Annotated in this window: 21 protein-coding genes; 9 read left to right on the top strand and 12 right to left on the bottom strand. The window is 30.2% G+C overall.

Going from position 1 to position 17,241, the window contains the following annotated elements; translation table 11 throughout:
* Positions 1-43: 43 nt before the first annotated feature.
* Together IW492_RS13825 and IW492_RS13830 are read right to left on the bottom strand one after the other, a co-directional pair.
* On the bottom strand, positions 44-1,186 hold the full coding sequence (locus tag IW492_RS13825; RefSeq protein WP_202068251.1) for a protein kinase family protein: 1,143 nt from the start codon (positions 1,184-1,186) through the stop codon (positions 44-46).
* A gap of 105 nt (positions 1,187-1,291) precedes the next feature.
* Positions 1,292-1,588, bottom strand: a complete 297-nt coding sequence (locus IW492_RS13830; RefSeq protein WP_202068253.1) for a hypothetical protein — start codon at positions 1,586-1,588, stop codon at positions 1,292-1,294.
* A 90-nt stretch (positions 1,589-1,678) separates the two neighbouring features.
* On the opposite strand from IW492_RS13830, the gene IW492_RS13835 reads away from it, so the two are divergent.
* Together IW492_RS13835 and IW492_RS13840 are read left to right on the top strand one after the other, a co-directional pair.
* Positions 1,679-1,897: a helix-turn-helix domain-containing protein gene (locus IW492_RS13835; RefSeq protein ID WP_202068255.1), complete on the top strand. Its 219-nt coding sequence runs from the start codon at positions 1,679-1,681 to the stop codon at positions 1,895-1,897.
* An 84-nt stretch (positions 1,898-1,981) separates the two neighbouring features.
* Complete coding sequence (locus IW492_RS13840; RefSeq protein ID WP_202068257.1) at positions 1,982-2,206, top strand: helix-turn-helix domain-containing protein; 225 nt, start codon at positions 1,982-1,984, stop codon at positions 2,204-2,206.
* Positions 2,207-2,253: 47 nt separating this feature from the next.
* Here IW492_RS13840 and IW492_RS13845 read toward each other — a convergent pair whose 3' ends face one another.
* The 5 genes from IW492_RS13845 to IW492_RS13865 form a co-directional block, all read right to left on the bottom strand.
* On the bottom strand, positions 2,254-2,601 hold the full coding sequence (locus IW492_RS13845; protein WP_202068259.1) for a hypothetical protein: 348 nt from the start codon (positions 2,599-2,601) through the stop codon (positions 2,254-2,256).
* A gap of 1 nt (position 2,602) precedes the next feature.
* The gene (locus tag IW492_RS13850) at positions 2,603-3,781 is read right to left on the bottom strand and encodes a tyrosine-type recombinase/integrase (RefSeq protein ID WP_202068261.1); all 1,179 of its coding nucleotides are present in this window, start codon (positions 3,779-3,781) and stop codon (positions 2,603-2,605) included.
* Positions 3,774-3,983: a DUF3173 domain-containing protein gene (locus IW492_RS13855; protein ID WP_075492210.1), complete on the bottom strand. Its 210-nt coding sequence runs from the start codon at positions 3,981-3,983 to the stop codon at positions 3,774-3,776. The genes IW492_RS13850 and IW492_RS13855 overlap by 8 nt, the downstream gene beginning before the upstream one ends.
* Before the next feature lie 63 nt (positions 3,984-4,046).
* Positions 4,047-5,141, bottom strand: a complete 1,095-nt coding sequence (locus IW492_RS13860; RefSeq protein ID WP_202068264.1) for a replication initiation factor domain-containing protein — start codon at positions 5,139-5,141, stop codon at positions 4,047-4,049.
* Positions 5,142-5,350: 209 nt separating this feature from the next.
* Positions 5,351-5,731, bottom strand: coding sequence for a hypothetical protein (locus IW492_RS13865; RefSeq protein ID WP_236671924.1), 381 nt, complete (start codon positions 5,729-5,731; stop codon positions 5,351-5,353).
* 258 nt (positions 5,732-5,989) lie between these two features.
* Between IW492_RS13865 and IW492_RS13870 the strand changes: the two genes are divergently transcribed.
* The 3 genes from IW492_RS13870 (at position 5,990) to IW492_RS13880 (ending at position 8,553) form a co-directional block, all read left to right on the top strand.
* Positions 5,990-6,583 (top strand): helix-turn-helix domain-containing protein, encoded by a 594-nt coding sequence (locus tag IW492_RS13870; RefSeq protein ID WP_202068268.1) that lies wholly within the window; start codon positions 5,990-5,992, stop codon positions 6,581-6,583.
* 91 nt (positions 6,584-6,674) lie between these two features.
* Positions 6,675-7,628, top strand: coding sequence for a hypothetical protein (locus IW492_RS13875; RefSeq protein ID WP_202068270.1), 954 nt, complete (start codon positions 6,675-6,677; stop codon positions 7,626-7,628).
* A gap of 154 nt (positions 7,629-7,782) precedes the next feature.
* Positions 7,783-8,553 carry a toll/interleukin-1 receptor domain-containing protein gene (locus IW492_RS13880; RefSeq protein ID WP_202068272.1) on the top strand — a complete coding sequence of 257 codons (771 nt, stop codon included), beginning with the start codon at positions 7,783-7,785 and terminating at the stop codon, positions 8,551-8,553.
* Between the two features lie 300 nt (positions 8,554-8,853).
* Here the strand turns inward: IW492_RS13880 and IW492_RS13885 are convergent, their stop codons facing one another.
* Entirely contained in the window at positions 8,854-9,699 is an 846-nt protein-coding gene (locus IW492_RS13885) for a hypothetical protein (protein WP_202068274.1), read from the bottom strand.
* A gap of 187 nt (positions 9,700-9,886) precedes the next feature.
* Here IW492_RS13885 and IW492_RS13890 point away from each other — a divergent pair, with 187 nt between their 5' ends.
* Entirely contained in the window at positions 9,887-10,291 is a 405-nt protein-coding gene (locus IW492_RS13890) for a hypothetical protein (RefSeq protein ID WP_202068276.1), read from the top strand.
* 125 nt (positions 10,292-10,416) lie between these two features.
* Here the strand turns inward: IW492_RS13890 and IW492_RS13895 are convergent, their stop codons facing one another.
* Both IW492_RS13895 and IW492_RS13900 read right to left on the bottom strand, forming a co-directional pair.
* Entirely contained in the window at positions 10,417-11,013 is a 597-nt protein-coding gene (locus tag IW492_RS13895) for a DUF6037 family protein (protein WP_324254778.1), read from the bottom strand.
* Between the two features lie 207 nt (positions 11,014-11,220).
* The gene (locus IW492_RS13900; RefSeq protein WP_202068280.1) at positions 11,221-11,379 is read right to left on the bottom strand and encodes a hypothetical protein; all 159 of its coding nucleotides are present in this window, start codon (positions 11,377-11,379) and stop codon (positions 11,221-11,223) included.
* A gap of 382 nt (positions 11,380-11,761) precedes the next feature.
* Here IW492_RS13900 and IW492_RS13905 point away from each other — a divergent pair, with 382 nt between their 5' ends.
* A complete protein-coding gene (locus IW492_RS13905) occupies positions 11,762-11,947 on the top strand; it encodes a hypothetical protein (RefSeq protein WP_202068282.1) in 186 nt (61 codons plus the stop codon).
* Between the two features lie 82 nt (positions 11,948-12,029).
* Here the strand turns inward: IW492_RS13905 and IW492_RS13910 are convergent, their stop codons facing one another.
* Positions 12,030-12,449, bottom strand: a complete 420-nt coding sequence (locus IW492_RS13910; RefSeq protein WP_202068284.1) for a hypothetical protein — start codon at positions 12,447-12,449, stop codon at positions 12,030-12,032.
* Positions 12,450-12,512: 63 nt separating this feature from the next.
* On the opposite strand from IW492_RS13910, the gene IW492_RS13915 reads away from it, so the two are divergent.
* Together IW492_RS13915 and IW492_RS13920 are read left to right on the top strand one after the other, a co-directional pair.
* Entirely contained in the window at positions 12,513-13,205 is a 693-nt protein-coding gene (locus tag IW492_RS13915) for an ATP-binding cassette domain-containing protein (protein WP_202068286.1), read from the top strand.
* On the top strand, positions 13,195-14,304 hold the full coding sequence (locus IW492_RS13920) for a hypothetical protein (protein WP_202068288.1): 1,110 nt from the start codon (positions 13,195-13,197) through the stop codon (positions 14,302-14,304). Before IW492_RS13915 ends, IW492_RS13920 begins: the two co-directional genes overlap by 11 nt.
* Positions 14,305-14,686: 382 nt before the next feature.
* Here the strand turns inward: IW492_RS13920 and IW492_RS13925 are convergent, their stop codons facing one another.
* Positions 14,687-17,086, bottom strand: a complete 2,400-nt coding sequence (locus IW492_RS13925; RefSeq protein ID WP_236671925.1) for a hypothetical protein — start codon at positions 17,084-17,086, stop codon at positions 14,687-14,689.
* Positions 17,087-17,241: the final 155 nt, after the last annotated feature.

Here is a 17,241-nt window from a genome sequence, read left to right on the forward strand (position 1 = left end):
TATTTTTTATTTTTTGCAACCATTTTGCAACCAATAAGCCTGTCTAAAAAGGCAAATCATCATCACTAAAATCAAATGGATCCTTTCTGATATCAATCTTGCTTAAACGCATTTTTAGATTTTCTAAAATAATTTTCTTCTTTTGATAATCACTATTTAAAAACATTCTATAAAACTTTTCAACAGTACTTACTCGAATATAGTGATTACTAGAGCAAGTATAAGAATTATCTACAAAAGCCTCTACTAATAAATCATTATTTTGAATAAAATCTTCTAGAATACTGCTTTTAAGCACGATTTCCAAATCATTCAACACTTTATTTACCTCTATAGCAGGAGTGAATTTTCCATAAAATCTAATGATTATTCCCATCAAAGACTCTGCCATATTTAAATATATATTTTTTTCCTCTTCTGTAAAACTCATGTTTGAAAGGACACCTTTTGCGATATCTGCAGAAATATTTTCAAAATTCTCATATCTATTTTTGCTATCAACTTCACACATTTTTTCTAAAACATTGGAGAACTTAAAATCTTCATTGCTATCTAATTGAATCAACTTTCTAAAAAGATAACCAAGAAAATATATTTCTGTTTGACTTGTATATTCATTGGAGTTTATAACTTCATTTGGAAATTCTGTCGCTGGCCAATTTAAATAAATACTATTTTCCGAATTATCACTATCTAAAATCTTACTAAAACCAAAATCGATCACTTTAATTTGACCGTCATTATCAACCATTATATTTGCAGGTCGTATGTCTCTGTGCAAAATATTATTATCTTCTAAACAAACAAAAGCATCTATAACACTTCGAAATAATTGATTAAGATCAACAATATTATTATCTACATATTCATCTATGGGTACTCCTTCAATATACTCCATTTGAAGATAGCCTAAAGTATACTGAGGATACAAGTAATAATTATAAACCCTTACAATGTTTGGGTGAGATAATTGAAATAGTATTTTTATTTCATCTACAAATCTAAGATAAAAATCTTCCTCATACTCTGAATTACTTTTAGATGGTTGATATTTTTTTATTGCAAACAAAGTATCTGTAGTCTCATCTTTAAACAGATTAGTTACACCCGTTCCACCACTCCCTAGTTCTCTGATGAATTTAAAAAATTTTGATTGATTAAACTCAACATTTTCTCCCGCTTTCATGAAACAGCCTCCTAAAATAATAGTACTCAATAAATATTATTTTAACACAAAAAGACCAAGAATAATTCTTATTCCCAGCCTCCGTTAACAATAGAATTTATTATCCTATTTAGAAATATTTATCTTCTCTTTCTCCCCTAGGTTATCAATCTTCTTCTTTAATGAATTTGTACTAAATAAAAAGTTTTCATGAAATGTATTGAAAATTCTAGCTTGTGAGTGGAACTCCCTCATAATTTTTTTCTTGTTCAATGGAATTGCTTGATTTTCGAAAAATTTATTTAGTAACTTTAGTGGCTCTTGCCACGAAGCTAGTTGCTCTAAGCAGTCTTTTAATTCGTGAATATCCTGTTGAGTAATTTCTTTGATCGGTTGGTTATTTTTAGTTATTATGCTTTTCATTATTCATACCTCCAAATATTTTTATGCGATTTTTGCATAGAAATAAACATGCGAAAAACGCATACTATAAAATTGCCCTGAGGTGATTTTATGTATTATCGAATTCGTGATCTACGTGAAGATGCTGATTTGAGCCAAGAACAAGTAGCCAAACTTCTAAATGTCAGCCAAACAACTTATTCTCGGTATGAAACAGGTAAGTTAGACATTCCTAGTCAATCTTTGATAAATTTAGCTAACCATTACTCTACTAGTATCGACTACCTACTTAATCTAACAAACGAAAAACGACCTTATCCCAGAGCATAGTTCTTATTTTTATTCTATGCGATTTTCGCATAGAAATCAATATGCAAAAAGCGCATAACGTAAAATTACTTTTGAGGTGATTTTATGTATTATCGAATTCGCGACTTACGTGAAGATACTGACTTAAGCCAAGAACAGGTAGCCAAGCTTTTAAATGTCAGTCAAACAACTTATTCTCGATATGAAACAGGAGATTTGGAAATTCCTATTCCATCTTTAATAACATTAGCTACCTTTTATTCTACCAGCATTGATTATCTCGTGGACTTAACAGACTACAAACAAGCTTATCCAAACAAAAAGAAGTAGATCAGAACAATACCATTAGTTAGGTACTATTCTGATCTACTATTATTCTATTTTAAAACTTTCATGTTATCTGCTTTGAAAGATAACGCAATGAACTTATTTGATACATAAGGATTCACAACTAAATTTTCAAATTGAACTTTTACTTCTTCGATTTTATCAATTTCCGATTGTGTAATAATCGGCTTCTCTCCCAACACCGTTACACGAATACTTTTATATCGTTTATCTTTCATTAATACTTCATACGTGTATCCATCAATTTCTCCAGTCCGTTCATTTCTTCCTGTTCTTTCATTCATTTCATATTTAATTTTGGGTGTAACTTCTACTAATTGTAAATCCTTACCTAGTTGATTAACTAAATCAAAGTCTTTCATCTTCATTTCCGGCATATTATTTTCCTACTTTCTTAATATATTGATTTCCAGAGAATTTCTTTTCTCTACGTACTTCATTCTTCCGCTGAATGACAATTCCTGTCAGTTTATTAGCAACTTCTCGGTTGGTATGAGGGTAAAGATGTCCATAAGTTCCTAGAGTCGTCTCGATATCCTCATGTCCTAAACGATCTCTTACGTCTAAAGCATTGATTCCTAATGAAATAAGCAAACTTGCATGTGAATGTCTTAAAGCATGAATTTTGATTTTATGAACATTAGCCAATTCCGAATGACGTTTAATTACATGGCGTAAGGTGTGTTTATTTGTTGGCAGTCCATTATAGGACAAAACATATTTGGAACCACCATTATTATCTTGTTTTTCCTTCCATTCTTTTAAGAGCGTCATCAAATCATCATCTAAGGCAATCGTCCGAATACTTGCTCTTGTTTTAGGCTCAGTACAATAAAATTCTTGTGCATTTTTATAGAACATAGATTTTTCAATACGAACTGTCTCCCTTGCTAAATCCAAATCCTTCCATTCCAAAGCCTGAGCCTCTCCTAATCTTAAACCTGTCATGAACAAAAAATAGATACTGGTATACGTGTAAAATTCATAATAATCAATAGTATCAAATGTAGCTATAACTTTTTGAAATTCATCTAATGTCCAAAATTCAATTTTTTGCTTTTGTTTTTTTACATTTCCAACAATTTTAGCTGTGTTATTCGCAACTAGACCTAGTTTGACCGCTAAATCTAAACTCATTTGAAACAAGCCATAAATATTTCGAATGTATGCACTTGAATACTCTTTTGATAACTGATTCTGCCATTTCTTTATAATAGGCGCACTAATATCAGATAGTTTGTACCGACTAAAGTAATTCAAATGCTTATCCATTGAAGAAAGCCGGTTATCATATGTTCGCTTCCTCACTCGTTGCTTATAGTCTGGTAAAAAATATTCATCAAAGAATTTTTTATAGGTCATGGTGCTATTTTTGCGGATAGCACTTTTCGAAAAATCGTTCATATACTCGTCATAAGCAATCTTGGCTTCTTTCTGAGTAGTGAAACCCCGTCCCCATTTACGAACTCTTTTTCCCTCTTCATCAAATCCTAAATTTGCGACATAATACCATTTCCCAGACTTTTTATCTTGATAGATATTTGAAATTTTAGGCATGCTGCTTCACTTCCTCGTATTGAGATAGCTTTATACCCAAAAGTTCTTCAACCGCTGTTACAGGCACTCTTCCTAAGCGTTTACTTGTATAATATAAACAACCTTTAGTTACCATTAAAGCCTTAGCTTTTCTAATGATTTCTGCTGACTGGCTTGGTCCAAAACCTAACTCAATCAACTCTTTTTTTGTAATTGTAATCAATAATCTTCCTCCAACTTCTCTTTATTGATTACCCAATCTGTGCTATACTTTAAATTGCGAAGTTTAAAGTGGAGCTTGAGACTGGATAATCTTATCCTTTCTTAAGTTCTCTTTTTTTGTCATTAAATAGACTGATTCTATTAAATCCTCTCGTCCGATATCAACCAAATGATCGACAATCTTTTTTGTTAAAGATCGAGATACTTCTGCTTCCTCTACCTCCTGTGCTAAATTCTGTAAATACCCTAGAGCATCATTCTTAGCCAAAAAATCAAAAGCTTTCAACGTAGATAAACCACCTCCAAACAAAAACCATTGTTCCGTGTCTTTCAACCCTCTAATCTCATATTTTCTTGGTATGTTTAATGGAGCAACATTTCCTAAGTAGCGTTTCCAGAATCGAGGAATTCTTGTATGATTATCGTCTAAATAGAAAGTTAGTTCTTGTTTAACAAATCCACGTATTAATACTTCTAGTGATTGATTGTCTTGTGAAATCAATTCGACTACCGAATGAGCTACTTCTCGCTTAAATTCCACTTCAAGACGTTTCCAAGAGCCAATTTCTTGAACTGCTCTTTTTTCCTTTTGGGCTGTTTCTAAATCTTTATCGTATATCCGAAACATAATATCTGACGTTCGCTTCCCAATATAGAGTGTTTTACTGGTTTTTGTTCCAACTACATTACTCTCAGTTACATGAAATTTTCGTTTTCTAGACTCATATCTTTTTTTCTTACACAGCTTAATCAGTTGCTCGACCTTAAAATAAGGCTGTTCATTTCGATCATCAAGCGCAATATCTAAACGTTTGACTTTAAAACGTTGATTAAACTGTAATACAAGCTGTTGAAAAAATATGATCCAACTACTTTCTAATGAAATAAGCAGCCTTTCATACAAACTACAAGCATCTCCACTAAAAACCAAATAACATTCTGTTTCATCATTAAGAGGAAATTCAAACGTATATATCCTTAAAGAACCATAGGAATAGCAAACATCATACTCCTTGTGCCGAATTTGAGCTTTCTCTACTAAAAAACATTGCTTTTCAATTTTTAAAAGAGATTCCAACAGTTCTTCAATTGAACAATGATAAAAAATAATTTGTAGCCAATCAATTTTAGCCGTTACATTTTTCTGGCTTATCTTCAATTATACATTCCTTTCATCAACAATTTTGCGCATGGTTAGACGTGCCATAAACCTTGTTAAATAAGATGTTTCATAAGAAGCAAAGCATAATGTTACAGTGCTATTAGTAAGCACTGATTTCTCGCTTCGCTCTTCTTGCCATCTTTCCTACTTCCAATCTGCCGATTTTTGTCTTTGTTGACAAAATCGTCAGTTGAAAGGGAAATCTGTCAAGATTTCTTTCTCGAAAAAGGCTTATCTAGCTTCCCATTCTCTAACTCAATGATACGCTCTTTTAACTGGTAGTTTTCACGCCTAACTAAGATCATCTGCCGATTCATGTCAGTCATTTTGGCGGTTAGATCGTCTACCTGCTCATTCATTTTCTTAATGAATTTTATTAACTTGTCAAGGATCAATTTGTTCTCTACTTCTTTTTCATTTTTCATAACTTGTTTTTCAAAAGCTTCAACAACAGCTTCCTTTATAGGTCGTCCTCGATTTCTCAAATCAGAAACTTGACGAAATTTTTCAACATCTGATTCAGAAAATTCATAGATTTTCGTATAGGTTGTTTTTCCTATTTGAATTGTTTTTTGTTGAAATTTCACATTACATAATTCCTCCGCAAACTTTCGCCAGCGATGAAATGTAGATACGCTGTTTAAACCATCAATTTTTGAAACCATCTCTTCTGAGTTTATATTTCCACCTCTCTCCAAACGTCATTTTGCGTCATTACGACAAACTAATAATAACCTTTACGTAAAAATACGTCAAGTACTTTTGCGTCAATTTACGAAAAAAAGCTTTGATTGTGTTATAATGGTAAATAAGAAATAAGTGATAGACTATTAGGAGGATAACAGATGAAAGAACCTAACTATAGAGATAAGCAACTAGGAAGAAACATTCGTGATATTCGTTTAAAGAAGGGGCTAACCTTAGAAGAATTTTCACAAGAATTTGATTCTCCTAAACCTTCAGCAAGTATTATTAGCAGATGGGAACGTGGTGTTTCTGTCCCTAGTCCCAAACGTCTAAAGAAATTGAGTGAACTTGGAGGGTTAGAAATTAATGATTTATATAAAAGAGGAATAGATTTTTTTGAAAAGCAGTTAGAAAATTTAGCCTTAACCTACGAAGAAGAACGTCCTAATATTAAACACGACATTTCACAATCCTATAACTTTTTCAATTTAGGGACTAAATATTTATCTTTTGCTAAAGAGAACTCAAACGAAAAATTAGTTGAGTTTGAGGAATTACTCCATCTAATTAATCAAGTAGCCGATCCTAAAACTCACAGCTATCTAAACTTATCAAAGGAAGAATCTTACAAAATTTTAAAAGAAGATATTATACAACAACTAGATAAGTTGCATACTGAAATGAGCCTCCCAGCTCCATTGGCAAAGGTAAAAAAAGAATATGATTCTATGAAATCTGATGGACTATTCTGAATTAAGTAATGTTAGCGTCTAAAATACGGGAAAATCTAATCAAAGAAATTCCAACTTTTTTTGCTTGAAATATATTAACAGGGGGTAGTATATGCTCATTTTCAATTCACTTAAAGAAGTATTACATAAGAAGATTTTTAAAATCGTGCTCATTGTCTGCTTAATATCATTATTTATCTATTTTTTTGAACCAATATATACCACTTTAAAGTTATTTATAGACTATCCATTTTCTATTATTGGTTTACTTTTCTTTATTGTCCTTATCTCAATAGCAATTTATAGTGACAGAATATCTAATAGAAACATGCGTGAATATTATGAAAAGTATAAAGGTCCAGATAAGCATTATTCAGATATTTTACAAAACATTCAATTCCTTGCTATAGATGAAATATATAACAAAACTAATAATGTTTTTGAAATGGACCTTTATTTACTGAATAAAAGTGATGAGGAGCTTATTTCCATTGATGGAAAAGCTATTTTCTATAAGATTGACCGTGATGTACACTACGAAAAATTAGTAGAGATTTCATTTAATGAAACGGATTTAAATCCAAAAACAAAAAAGAAATTTCAAACTATCCCTTCTACTTCTAAATGGAACTTTTTCGAGATACAAGTATATAATGCGACCTTTGAAAATAATAAGATAGAAAATAAGATATTCAAATCTAAAAGATTTTTTAGAAACTCTGCATGGATTTTGTCTTATTTTAGATTACTTGATAAAAAAATAGGACCTTTTTCAACTCCATTTAATTTGTACTGGTTTAAAGAAAAAGTAAGGCTATACACAAGACATATACACTCTCATTGTAAACAGGAAATATTTTTTAATTTTGATCTATTTGATCCTAGTGAAGAAGACTTAAAAGAACTTAAACTCCATATGAGAAGCATAAAAAGAAATAAAATACTCATATTTTTTGCTATCTCAGCAATTACGATAGTTCTAACTATTTCCATATGTCAATTTTTTTATGTATTAGTCCAATTACTTTACATTCTAGGGAAATGGATTGCTAATTTCTTAATTTAGCAGATAACATAATCTAGCAGGAAAATAGAATAAACATTATGGGATTTAAACATTTAAGGTTTCATCCCATAAAATTTTTGACTATTTCCGGAAAACAGATTTCATGATATGCTTAAACTAGATTTAATGCCTGTAGTAAGAGAGGATGATTTCATTGATTTTTATTTCTCATAATTATAAAGATAAACCAATTGTGGAACAATTTGCTGTTCGCTTAAGCGAGACTTATGGTCAAGAAAATGTTTTCTATGATTCATGGTCTATTCAACCTGGAGAAGGAATTATTGATAAAATGAATGCAGGTTTGGAAAGATGTAAGTTTTTCTTTTTCTTTATATCAAAAAACAGTCTTGAAAGTAAAATGGTTACTATGGAATGGCAAAATGCAATAATGCTTTCTGCTCGATCTGACGTGAAACTAATTCCTGTTAGACTTGATGGTTCAATTATACCTGTAATTCTAACCCAAACTTTATTTTTGGATTTGTTTACTGACGGATTAGAAGTAACTCTTACCCAAGCAAGTAACGTAATTGAGAAGAAAAACACCTATGTAAATGAAAAAACAGAGTTTTCTAATTTAGTAGCTCATACAGCATTAATTGACAATACTTTAACAATTAATATTAAAGCAAAATATTATATGGAACCAAAGTCTCTTTTTTTAGTTGCTCTGTCAAATGAGCAAGATGAGGCAGAAGTAATAGCACCATTTCATGGAATAACAACAAATGGTTTCTTAGAAAACTGCCTTCAAAGTCCTACAATAAAATCCAACGGCTGGATAATTGGTATTTCTGACCCAACCATCCCTAATTTTCCATTTCAAATCAATATAATTAAAACTTCTAATAAAGAACTTACTCTAATTGGCATCTATCATGCTGTATCCGAAACTGAATGGAAATCAATACCTTTGGAATAAAAGCCGAATGGGAAATAGGAGATTTAAAACTGTTTATATTGTTTAATGTAAGCAACCATTTTGCAACCAACCCGACTATAACCAATTAAATCAAAAAAATTGAAAGGACACTAAATCCTTTCATATCGCTTGTTTCTCGCCTAACCAACATCTATCATTACAGAGTGGGAATGAGACAAAAAGCCTTGAAAGTCCTTATTTATAGGGATTCTCAGGGCTTTTTCTTTTCTTGTGATAACACTTTGATAACAGTTTATATTATTCTTATCGGACTTCATAATACTCAAAACTAAATATCAATTACTTAAAAGATGTAAAATCAGAACAAATAGATACTATCTGTTTTTTATTTTTAACAAAAGATTCTGAAATACTATTTGGAACTTCCACATCTAAGAAATCAAAAGAGTTTATTTGTTCAAATTTTACAGGAGATTGAAAAGGAGTTGGATTAATTGTGCTTAAAATGCTATGTCCATTTCCTGATAGCTGCTGTGAAACATGGGTACCTTGCACAGTAAATAATACAACACTAGAATTATTTTGATTGTCTATAGTAAGTAAATAGATATCTTTTACTTTATTTTGTTCCATTGAACCATAGGAAAGCTCTGTAGATATTTCAGCATTTGTTAATATCTTTTCGTCACTAACTCCCCTAATCGTTATATCCAGAAGAGAACATGCATTCAAATTTGATTGAAGATCAAAATCTAGTTTATGGAAATCTGTCCTAGATATTTCTTCATTATCGTGTTTTGTATAAACTAAATACGCATATTGTAATGATCCAGAACTAATATTTAAATTTAATGTCGTACCAAACGAATATTTATACTCTTCTCCATACCATCCTTCAAGTTCAATTTCATTCTCAGATATATATTTTGCATCAAAGTCTACTTTATAAGTAATCTCTTCTTTGTTTATTTTTAACAACTCTTGAATATGATATGTAGCAGGTACTGCAAATACTAAAGTCAAAATAATTGTAAGTAGTCGTGAGAAAATTGATTTTAAAAATTTTCTAATATCCATTTTTTTATACCATCTTTGATTGATTATTTTTGTATCCTTTGAAAAACTCAACTTAATATTTACAGTTTCCTGCTTTGCTATTTTTTCATTATTTGTTCTCTCATCCATTATTTTAACTCCCATTAAAAAATATAAATTAAATACCATTATACTATAATGATAAAAGGATTTTCCAGAGGGTACTTATGAATAATTAGCTTGCCGAATTTATACAATTTATTGTTCACTATTCTGGTATAATGTAATCGTGTACTTTTAAAACATATTTTATAAACTCAAAAAGGAGGTACTCAATTTGGACAGTACTAGCATATTCACTATATTAATTAGCATTTTGAGTTCATCTATATTTACCCTTATTTTATCAACTTTATTTTTTGACCCCTTCAAAGATAGAAAAAAATATATATTTGAAGAAAAACAGAGGGTTTATGAATCAATTATTACTTTCGCTCAGATTGCACTTTATCCAAAAGAAGCTAAATTTTCTTTAGGTGTAGCAAGATACAATATAGCAGAACTTTCAGAACAAGAACGTATTAAGAACGCAGTGAACGACTTAAAGATGTCTATTCCAAAATTACAGCTCATTACTAATAATCCCAAAGTTATCAAACAAACGATGATCTTTATTGAACAAAAAGATGAAACATCCTTCAGTTTAATGATAGATGTTTTGAGAAAAGATTTATTTAAGTAACTTTTTTATATTAATAACTACAAACTACCGCACTTCCGTTTGGTAGCACTTGATTTTTCATAAAGAAATACAGACCATTTCTTTACAAAAAATCAAGTGCTACCAAATGGTCTACAAAACGATTACTAGTGATTCACTTTTTTCGCTAAATAACTTTGGGGAGAATAGTAATCTTTTCTTTTTTCTGGAAGATTAGTCCAACAAGAACTTATACTATGTTCTTTACAAAACTTATAAATTGATTCTCCTAAATGCTCTCTAGTTTTCTCAAAATTTCTAGCATTCTTTGGACTACTACTTCTAAATATTTTCCATCCACAAAAATATTTTTTGTCCGCTTCTGGCACATCACTTTTTTTATATTGGGCTACTTCATGAGGTTGTACTCTTGCTCCACTATAACTAGATGGTATTTTTTTCGCAAAATATTGCAAAAATTTGTAAGAAGTTAATCCTTCCTTACTTGGTCTTAATTTCAAAATATCACATAATTTGTAAAATACGTCATCAGGAAGTGATTCTAATTGAAAGCCAGGTTTCAACTCCAAAATAAAACTATAGTTTTCGTCAATTACTCCAAACAATAATTCAAACGGGGTACTATCAATAAAGAAAATAACCTCAAAAGTTACTTTGTTATAGACAAATCGGAATTTATCAAGTGTTTCTCCATTTTTTCTCATGTCAGATAGTAACGGCTTAATTTCTAATAACTGAATAATATTTCCTCCTCTCTATCTCTCTTTTATCAAACCTACAGGAAAACCTTCATTCAAACTTCCCTTATCATAAGTTAATGATTTCAATTCTTTGTTCAATCGTTCTGCATATTTATGATCGCCAATCAATTTAAAAATCTCTATAAATTTCAGTACACTATTATAATATTCAGGTTCGCCAGTTACAACGAGTTTTAATAAGTTCGTCAACTATTCAATATCTAGCCTATAACTATAGTTGTTAGAAAAGCCATCCTGTTTTTTCGCTAATTCTAAATATTTTTCCGCATAATCTAAATTATTGTCATAAATTCGTTTTGTAATGATGTTTATCATTACATTGTAAGCAAACTTTTTAGTTTTTTTCATCTCTATTTATCTCATCTTTTAATGGGAATGATTTCAATATAATCAAATCAGCCTCCTTTAAAGAGAAATGATGGATCATATTAGAAATAATTACATAATCATACTGATAATAATAGTTTTTATTTATCAATAGTTCATATGCAAGCTTTTTATCTTCTTTACTGACTTGCACGATTCGTACGGAAATCCTAATGAGTCATTTGAAGAAATCATTCCCCTGTCAAATAGTGTAAAAAGATTAGAGTGGGTATTTGAACTTGATGAAAATGAAGTATATTCGAATCTTTCGTCTGTACTACCTCCCCCTCAAATGAGGGATGAACTCAATACTCTAGCCTCTTCTCTTAAATACTTGGAAACTATTTTTACTGAAACAAAGGTATTGGATCAAAAGAAATTCGAGGAAGATTATAGTAAGGGATATATAGACCAAGAAGACATTTATGAGGATAAATTACCTTATATTACTTATGCACCAAAAATTGAGAGTATTCTTCCTTCTAGTGAAAAGATTAGTGAAATCCACAAACTTGTTCAAGACTTGAAATATATTGAGAAAAAGCAATAAAATTCTATAAAAATAGAAAAGTCACCCTACTTTATTAGTAAAGGCCACTTTTCTGTTTAGGAAGTCTTAAAGAGATAATTTATTACCAAACGTTATATACTTTTTTGAATTGATACACATCTTTTCCGCCACCAGACCAAGTCCACCATGAATTGTATACATACCAATGACTATAGCTATATCCATTTCTACAAATCAAACTTCTATAAGTGAACCCGTATAGTGGACTCCATCCACCAAAAATTGCATTGTCCTGAAAAAAGAAGTCCTCCACTCTAACGCTAATAGCTCTCGCTCTATTTAGAATCGCTCCTTGAGATAACATCTCCTTATCATATTGATTTAGATATGGATTATCAACTACACTAGACTCAATAGCTTTTTGTTCAGAACCAAAACCTTCAGTTTCTGAAGCTTCAACACTTGAATTACCTATAAATAAAGATACCAAAATGAAACTCATTGCTAAAATTTTCTTCAAAAAAACCAACTCCTTATTCATTTTTTTAACTTCCTAGTATATAATATTATAAAACTTATTATGTAAACAGAAAGAAGATAAAATATGATAAATCTAAATAATGTATCGATAAATTACTCAAAAAAAATTGTTATTAACAACTTTAATCTTCAATTATTTGCTGGAGATATTGTTGGTTTTGTTGCTCCTAATGGTTCTGGAAAAACTACTCTTTTGAGGGCTATAGCAGGACTTAAACCTTTACGTAGTGGAACTATAGAAATAGAAAAAAACTCTATTTTGGATAATAGAGAGCAGTTTCTAAAAAAAATTTTCTATGTAGAAAGTACCTCAAATTTATTTGATGACTTAACTGTAAAAGATCATTTACTCTTAATAAAAGAGTACTGGAAATCTCCCATCACTTTGAACGAAGCAGTCAAATTATTCGAAACAGAAAATTATTTAGACAAAAAGATAAATGAACTTTCCTTGGGTATGAAGCAACATGTCATTCTTTCAATGTACTTGATTAGTAATTGTGACATTCTTCTTTTAGATGAACCTTTAAACGGGCTAGACCCTACAAGTATTTCTATCATAAATACTTTTTTCATTGAGCAAAGTAAAAAAGGAAAGATCATATTTTTTTCTTCTCATAACCTGTTTAACATTGAAGCTATATGTAATAAAGTGGTGTTTCTCCACGAAAAAAAAGAACTATGTATCTCAACAGCTGACTCAGACATTTCAGAAACATACCATACTCTATTCAACGGAGGCTCTTATGAAATTTGAATTTAAGCGTTTATTTAATAATCCTCGATTATTAATAGTACTTATCGGGTTCTTCATATTATTTATCTTTCCTACCATGATTTCTCCTAGCAACTCTTTTAGTAAGGAACATATGTATCAAGAATTGAAAAATCAGTTGATTGCTGGGGAAAATTCAGCATTAGATTTGAAAGATATCCCCGAAGCAAACCATACTTATGAAGCTGTACTAAGAAGTAACAAAGCTTTAGAAAATATTCTGAATGCCTACGATAAGAACTCGTATTCTTTATTAATAGAATCCGAATTAGAATATGAACAATTGATGAAAGATCGCATTTTGAGTGGAACGCTATCCGGTCTTGATATCGGTGAACAAACAAAACGGATATATCAGCTAGAAACTTTTCAGACTCAAAATATTACCAGAATTGATAGTTTCCAATCGACTATCCCAGCTGTTAATCGATTTTTGAGATTAATAGAAATTATTCCATCAACAATATTCCTAATTTTTATTGTGATAATCTTTGCATATATCTATACAAGCAATAAAAAGAAAGGTTCTATTGATATACTGAATATCCTACCCATAAAAGTTTGGAAAGTTAGTTTCAACTCTATTTTCGCAAATTCAAGTTACGTAATTGTTTCGCTAATAGTATCTTTAGCAATATCAATAGGTGTGGTAACTACAATTAATACGTTAGGAAATCTAGAATATCCTATTTTTTATACTAGCTTTCAAAATATTTATACCCATATGCCAGCAATAGAATTTTTAATGAAATTCTTTATCTTAATGTTATTGCTAACCTTCTTTATCTCATTAACAATATACTTAGTTAATCTATTTTCAACAAATTTTATCTTTATCATTCTCATTTTTGGTGTCTTGTTAGCCTTTTCAGACTACAATATGTTAGGGTCTGCTATTCCAGACAGTATAATTCAATACTTGCCAGTCGGGTATTTTAATATTCAAGATGTACTACTAGAAAGTAATCGTTGGCAATCAGAACATATATTATGGAGTAATGCCGTTCTCTATTTTTCTATCGCCAGTCTATTATTATTAACGATAATCTCACTCATAGTTAACAAACGAAAAAAACTTTAAATCTGTGATAACACTTTGATAACAGTCCTAGAAAAACGTACTCACTTTAAAATGCTTCAAACTGTTTGAAATGCTGTTAAATCAGCTATTTCCTACTATGCGAAACTTGTTTATTTTTGAGTGGGAATAAAGAGCCAACATAATAAGGATGGGGAATGCCGATAAATCAACGTTTTTCAACTTATGAAATGCTTGATTTTCATTAAAAATGATATGGTTCCCTACCATTTTCCCTACCAAAATAAAACCCTGCTAAGATAATACTTGGCAGGGAATTTTTTTGTTCTTATTTTTCTTGACTTCATTTCAAAACAGTCATTTTGAAAGTGTTTGAAACTTTTAAAGCTAAAATACTAAAAAATATATGAACCAAAATCAGTATTTATTTAAACAAGTTACAATTTAATTCTTTTAATGAAATGAATTTGACTCCTTTGGTATCTAGCAAATCTTTTGTCATCAATTGCTCGGAAACAACAAATATAGTAACAACTTTCCAATCCCCAGCTTCTAATCCATAGCTATCAATCACACATCCTAAATTTTTACGAATCCAGTCGCTTCTTTTTAAATGCTTAGTTAAGAATGCCTTATCTCCTGTAAAAACTTTTTCTTGTTCCATTGCTAGTTTATATGGATTTCTTGAAAAACTGAAGTCTTTTGTTTCAATAACAAATAGTTTTTTATGATTTTGATTAATAGCAAGAATATCTATATCACCCAAAGTATTGTTCTTTTCATCAGAAATACGTTGCTTCCCAATCTTAGATACACCTTTTATTACTTGTAAATCAGAGTAAGTTCCGAGTATATTTTTTACTTGATCATTAAATTCATCTCCTAGTATATTTCGTAACTTAGACATAACATCTTTCATTTTTTGACTATTGGTTTTTAAACGCCCGCCCCAAATTAGCCGCATTAAATATTTTTGAGCATATATGACATTCCTAACCCCGAATATATACCTATTACTATATTTTATCAAAGGTCGCCTAATAAATGATAGTCGTCGATTAAATCTCCAAGGAAAAATATCCAGTTTTTCAAATCCTTTTGGTGGAGTTAAATATTTTTCTCTTTCTAAAAGAGTAATAGAATCTAATACTGACACTATTTTAATCTCACTAATTTTTTTGTCTAAATCGTTAAATATTTTGTGAACTAACTCATCTTCCTCTTCAATCCATACTATTTTCTCTAGATTATTATGTGTATCTATTAAACCTCCTATCACCAAATTGAACTCTTCATAAGAATATCCAAATGCTTCAATAAATGCACCATCTAGCTTAGACTCAAAAAGCTGCTCCACTCTTTCAACATATCTTCTGTTCTCCGAAATAGATAGATTAGAGTTTTCCAACTGAAGATTTCTAGAAGCTAACATTGCTGAATTTACATTTTTAAAGTCTTTCTTCTTAATACCGATCCTATTTGATTGTAGAAAATTTATTGTTGTATCTACAAAGTTATATTTAAAATAGTCGCTCCGATGTGCCCATTCGATTATTAATGAGCATATTGCTAAAAGTCGCTCAATCTCCCACATTCCTATATTTTTCTTTCCAGTAATTGGTGATGCAACTACATATTCTAACAAAAATTTTGTTGCTATTGAATTTCTATTATTTTCATTTAATTGCTCAAAAAAACGATCTTTTTCTTGAACTGAAAGAGCTATATCGTTATTGTAGGAGGATTCTCCTCTTAATTGTACAGGAAGAAGTGTTTCAATTTGAGCTATCAAAAATTTTAACAATTGATTTTTATTGAATATATTTGCTTCTTTTTCTAAAATAGAATACAAAAAACCAACTATTTTATTACAAAATTGTGGATTGTCCTTTTTAGGAATCGCACCATAAGAATAGCCTTGTTCCTTCAAGTATTCTCCCAATTCATCCAACAACTGATTCGTCTCGTACTCACTAATTTTTAAAAGTTGAAATCCATGAGTAGGAACTCTAAGTTTTCCATTATCATCAAGAAGCAACCCAGTCATTTTTTTCTTATATTCAGGATAAAATATTCGATCTAAAACATCCAAATCAGAAGTTTCGAGAGTATCAATGAGTTCACTAATGAGCTTTCGTTCATAGCTACTTGTTTTTGCCATTCCCATTTTTTGATAAATTTGTGAAGTAATATTCCATATAATAACATTTTCTGTCTTTCTTACATTTATTACAGGTTCTTGTTCTTCATTATTAACTTCATCCGCTAAATAATATTTTTCTAAATCTTCTTCTATGCGCAAATATATCACATGATTTTCTGGAAGTTCATTTATTGAATAGTATTGCTCTAACCAATATGAAACCGAATCAAAACTATTAAATAATATATCTACTTCTTCACCAGAATCGAATTTCTCAGTAACAATTTCAATAACTTTTCTATTTTTTGTTTCAATAAAACATCCAAAACCTTGTTCTACTGAACTATTATATAAATACCTATTACTAAATTCTTCTTTTATAGCAGTATAACAATTTCCGTCAAACATAGAATAAAACAATCGTTCCTTAGATTTTTGTTGAGCCTTTAAATAGTAGTCTGAGGTTTCTTCTATCCCCATGTGAATACTCATTTTTTTGTAATCTATATCATCACTTACATAAAATGATAAATTGTTTTCGGAAAACATGATGGCAGGTATAAAATCTCCTTCCCCAAATGCTCCTATCAATTGCGGTTCAAGCAATTGCATCTTAGCTCGCATAAATCTAGGTAAAAATATATCATCTGTTTCCACTTTTGAGATTGCTTTAAGCTCCATCGCTCTAAATTGAGCAACTGGAATATTTTTATCTATATAAAACCTGTAAAAGAATTTGAATTATAAGCATAACCGATCGATCACCTGTGTAGGAACCGTATTAACCCACTGAATAAACGAACGGACAGCTAGTGTTATCTGATAGTACTTTGAAA

Origin of the sequence: Enterococcus sp. BWB1-3, from assembly GCF_016745275.1 — a bacterium.
GTDB lineage: Bacteria > Bacillota > Bacilli > Lactobacillales > Enterococcaceae > Enterococcus_L.

What these genes read in the sequence shown, in the direction of transcription:
- IW492_RS13825 (WP_202068251.1), bottom strand. Translation starts at nt 1,186, where the DNA reads ATGAAAGCGGGAGAAAATGTTGAGTTTAATCAATCAAAATTTTTTAAA.
- IW492_RS13830 (WP_202068253.1), bottom strand. Translation starts at nt 1,588, where the DNA reads ATGAAAAGCATAATAACTAAAAATAACCAACCGATCAAAGAAATTACT.
- IW492_RS13835 (WP_202068255.1), top strand. Translation starts at nt 1,679, where the DNA reads ATGTATTATCGAATTCGTGATCTACGTGAAGATGCTGATTTGAGCCAA.
- IW492_RS13840 (WP_202068257.1), top strand. Translation starts at nt 1,982, where the DNA reads ATGTATTATCGAATTCGCGACTTACGTGAAGATACTGACTTAAGCCAA.
- IW492_RS13845 (WP_202068259.1), bottom strand. Translation starts at nt 2,601, where the DNA reads ATGCCGGAAATGAAGATGAAAGACTTTGATTTAGTTAATCAACTAGGT.
- IW492_RS13850 (WP_202068261.1), bottom strand. Translation starts at nt 3,781, where the DNA reads ATGCCTAAAATTTCAAATATCTATCAAGATAAAAAGTCTGGGAAATGG.
- IW492_RS13870 (WP_202068268.1), top strand. Translation starts at nt 5,990, where the DNA reads ATGAAAGAACCTAACTATAGAGATAAGCAACTAGGAAGAAACATTCGT.
- IW492_RS13875 (WP_202068270.1), top strand. Translation starts at nt 6,675, where the DNA reads ATGCTCATTTTCAATTCACTTAAAGAAGTATTACATAAGAAGATTTTT.
- IW492_RS13885 (WP_202068274.1), bottom strand. Translation starts at nt 9,699, where the DNA reads ATGGATGAGAGAACAAATAATGAAAAAATAGCAAAGCAGGAAACTGTA.
- IW492_RS13900 (WP_202068280.1), bottom strand. Translation starts at nt 11,379, where the DNA reads ATGAAAAAAACTAAAAAGTTTGCTTACAATGTAATGATAAACATCATT.
- IW492_RS13910 (WP_202068284.1), bottom strand. Translation starts at nt 12,449, where the DNA reads ATGAATAAGGAGTTGGTTTTTTTGAAGAAAATTTTAGCAATGAGTTTC.
- IW492_RS13915 (WP_202068286.1), top strand. Translation starts at nt 12,513, where the DNA reads ATGATAAATCTAAATAATGTATCGATAAATTACTCAAAAAAAATTGTT.
- IW492_RS13920 (WP_202068288.1), top strand. Translation starts at nt 13,195, where the DNA reads ATGAAATTTGAATTTAAGCGTTTATTTAATAATCCTCGATTATTAATA.
- IW492_RS13925 (WP_236671925.1), bottom strand. Translation starts at nt 17,086, where the DNA reads ATGGAGCTTAAAGCAATCTCAAAAGTGGAAACAGATGATATATTTTTA.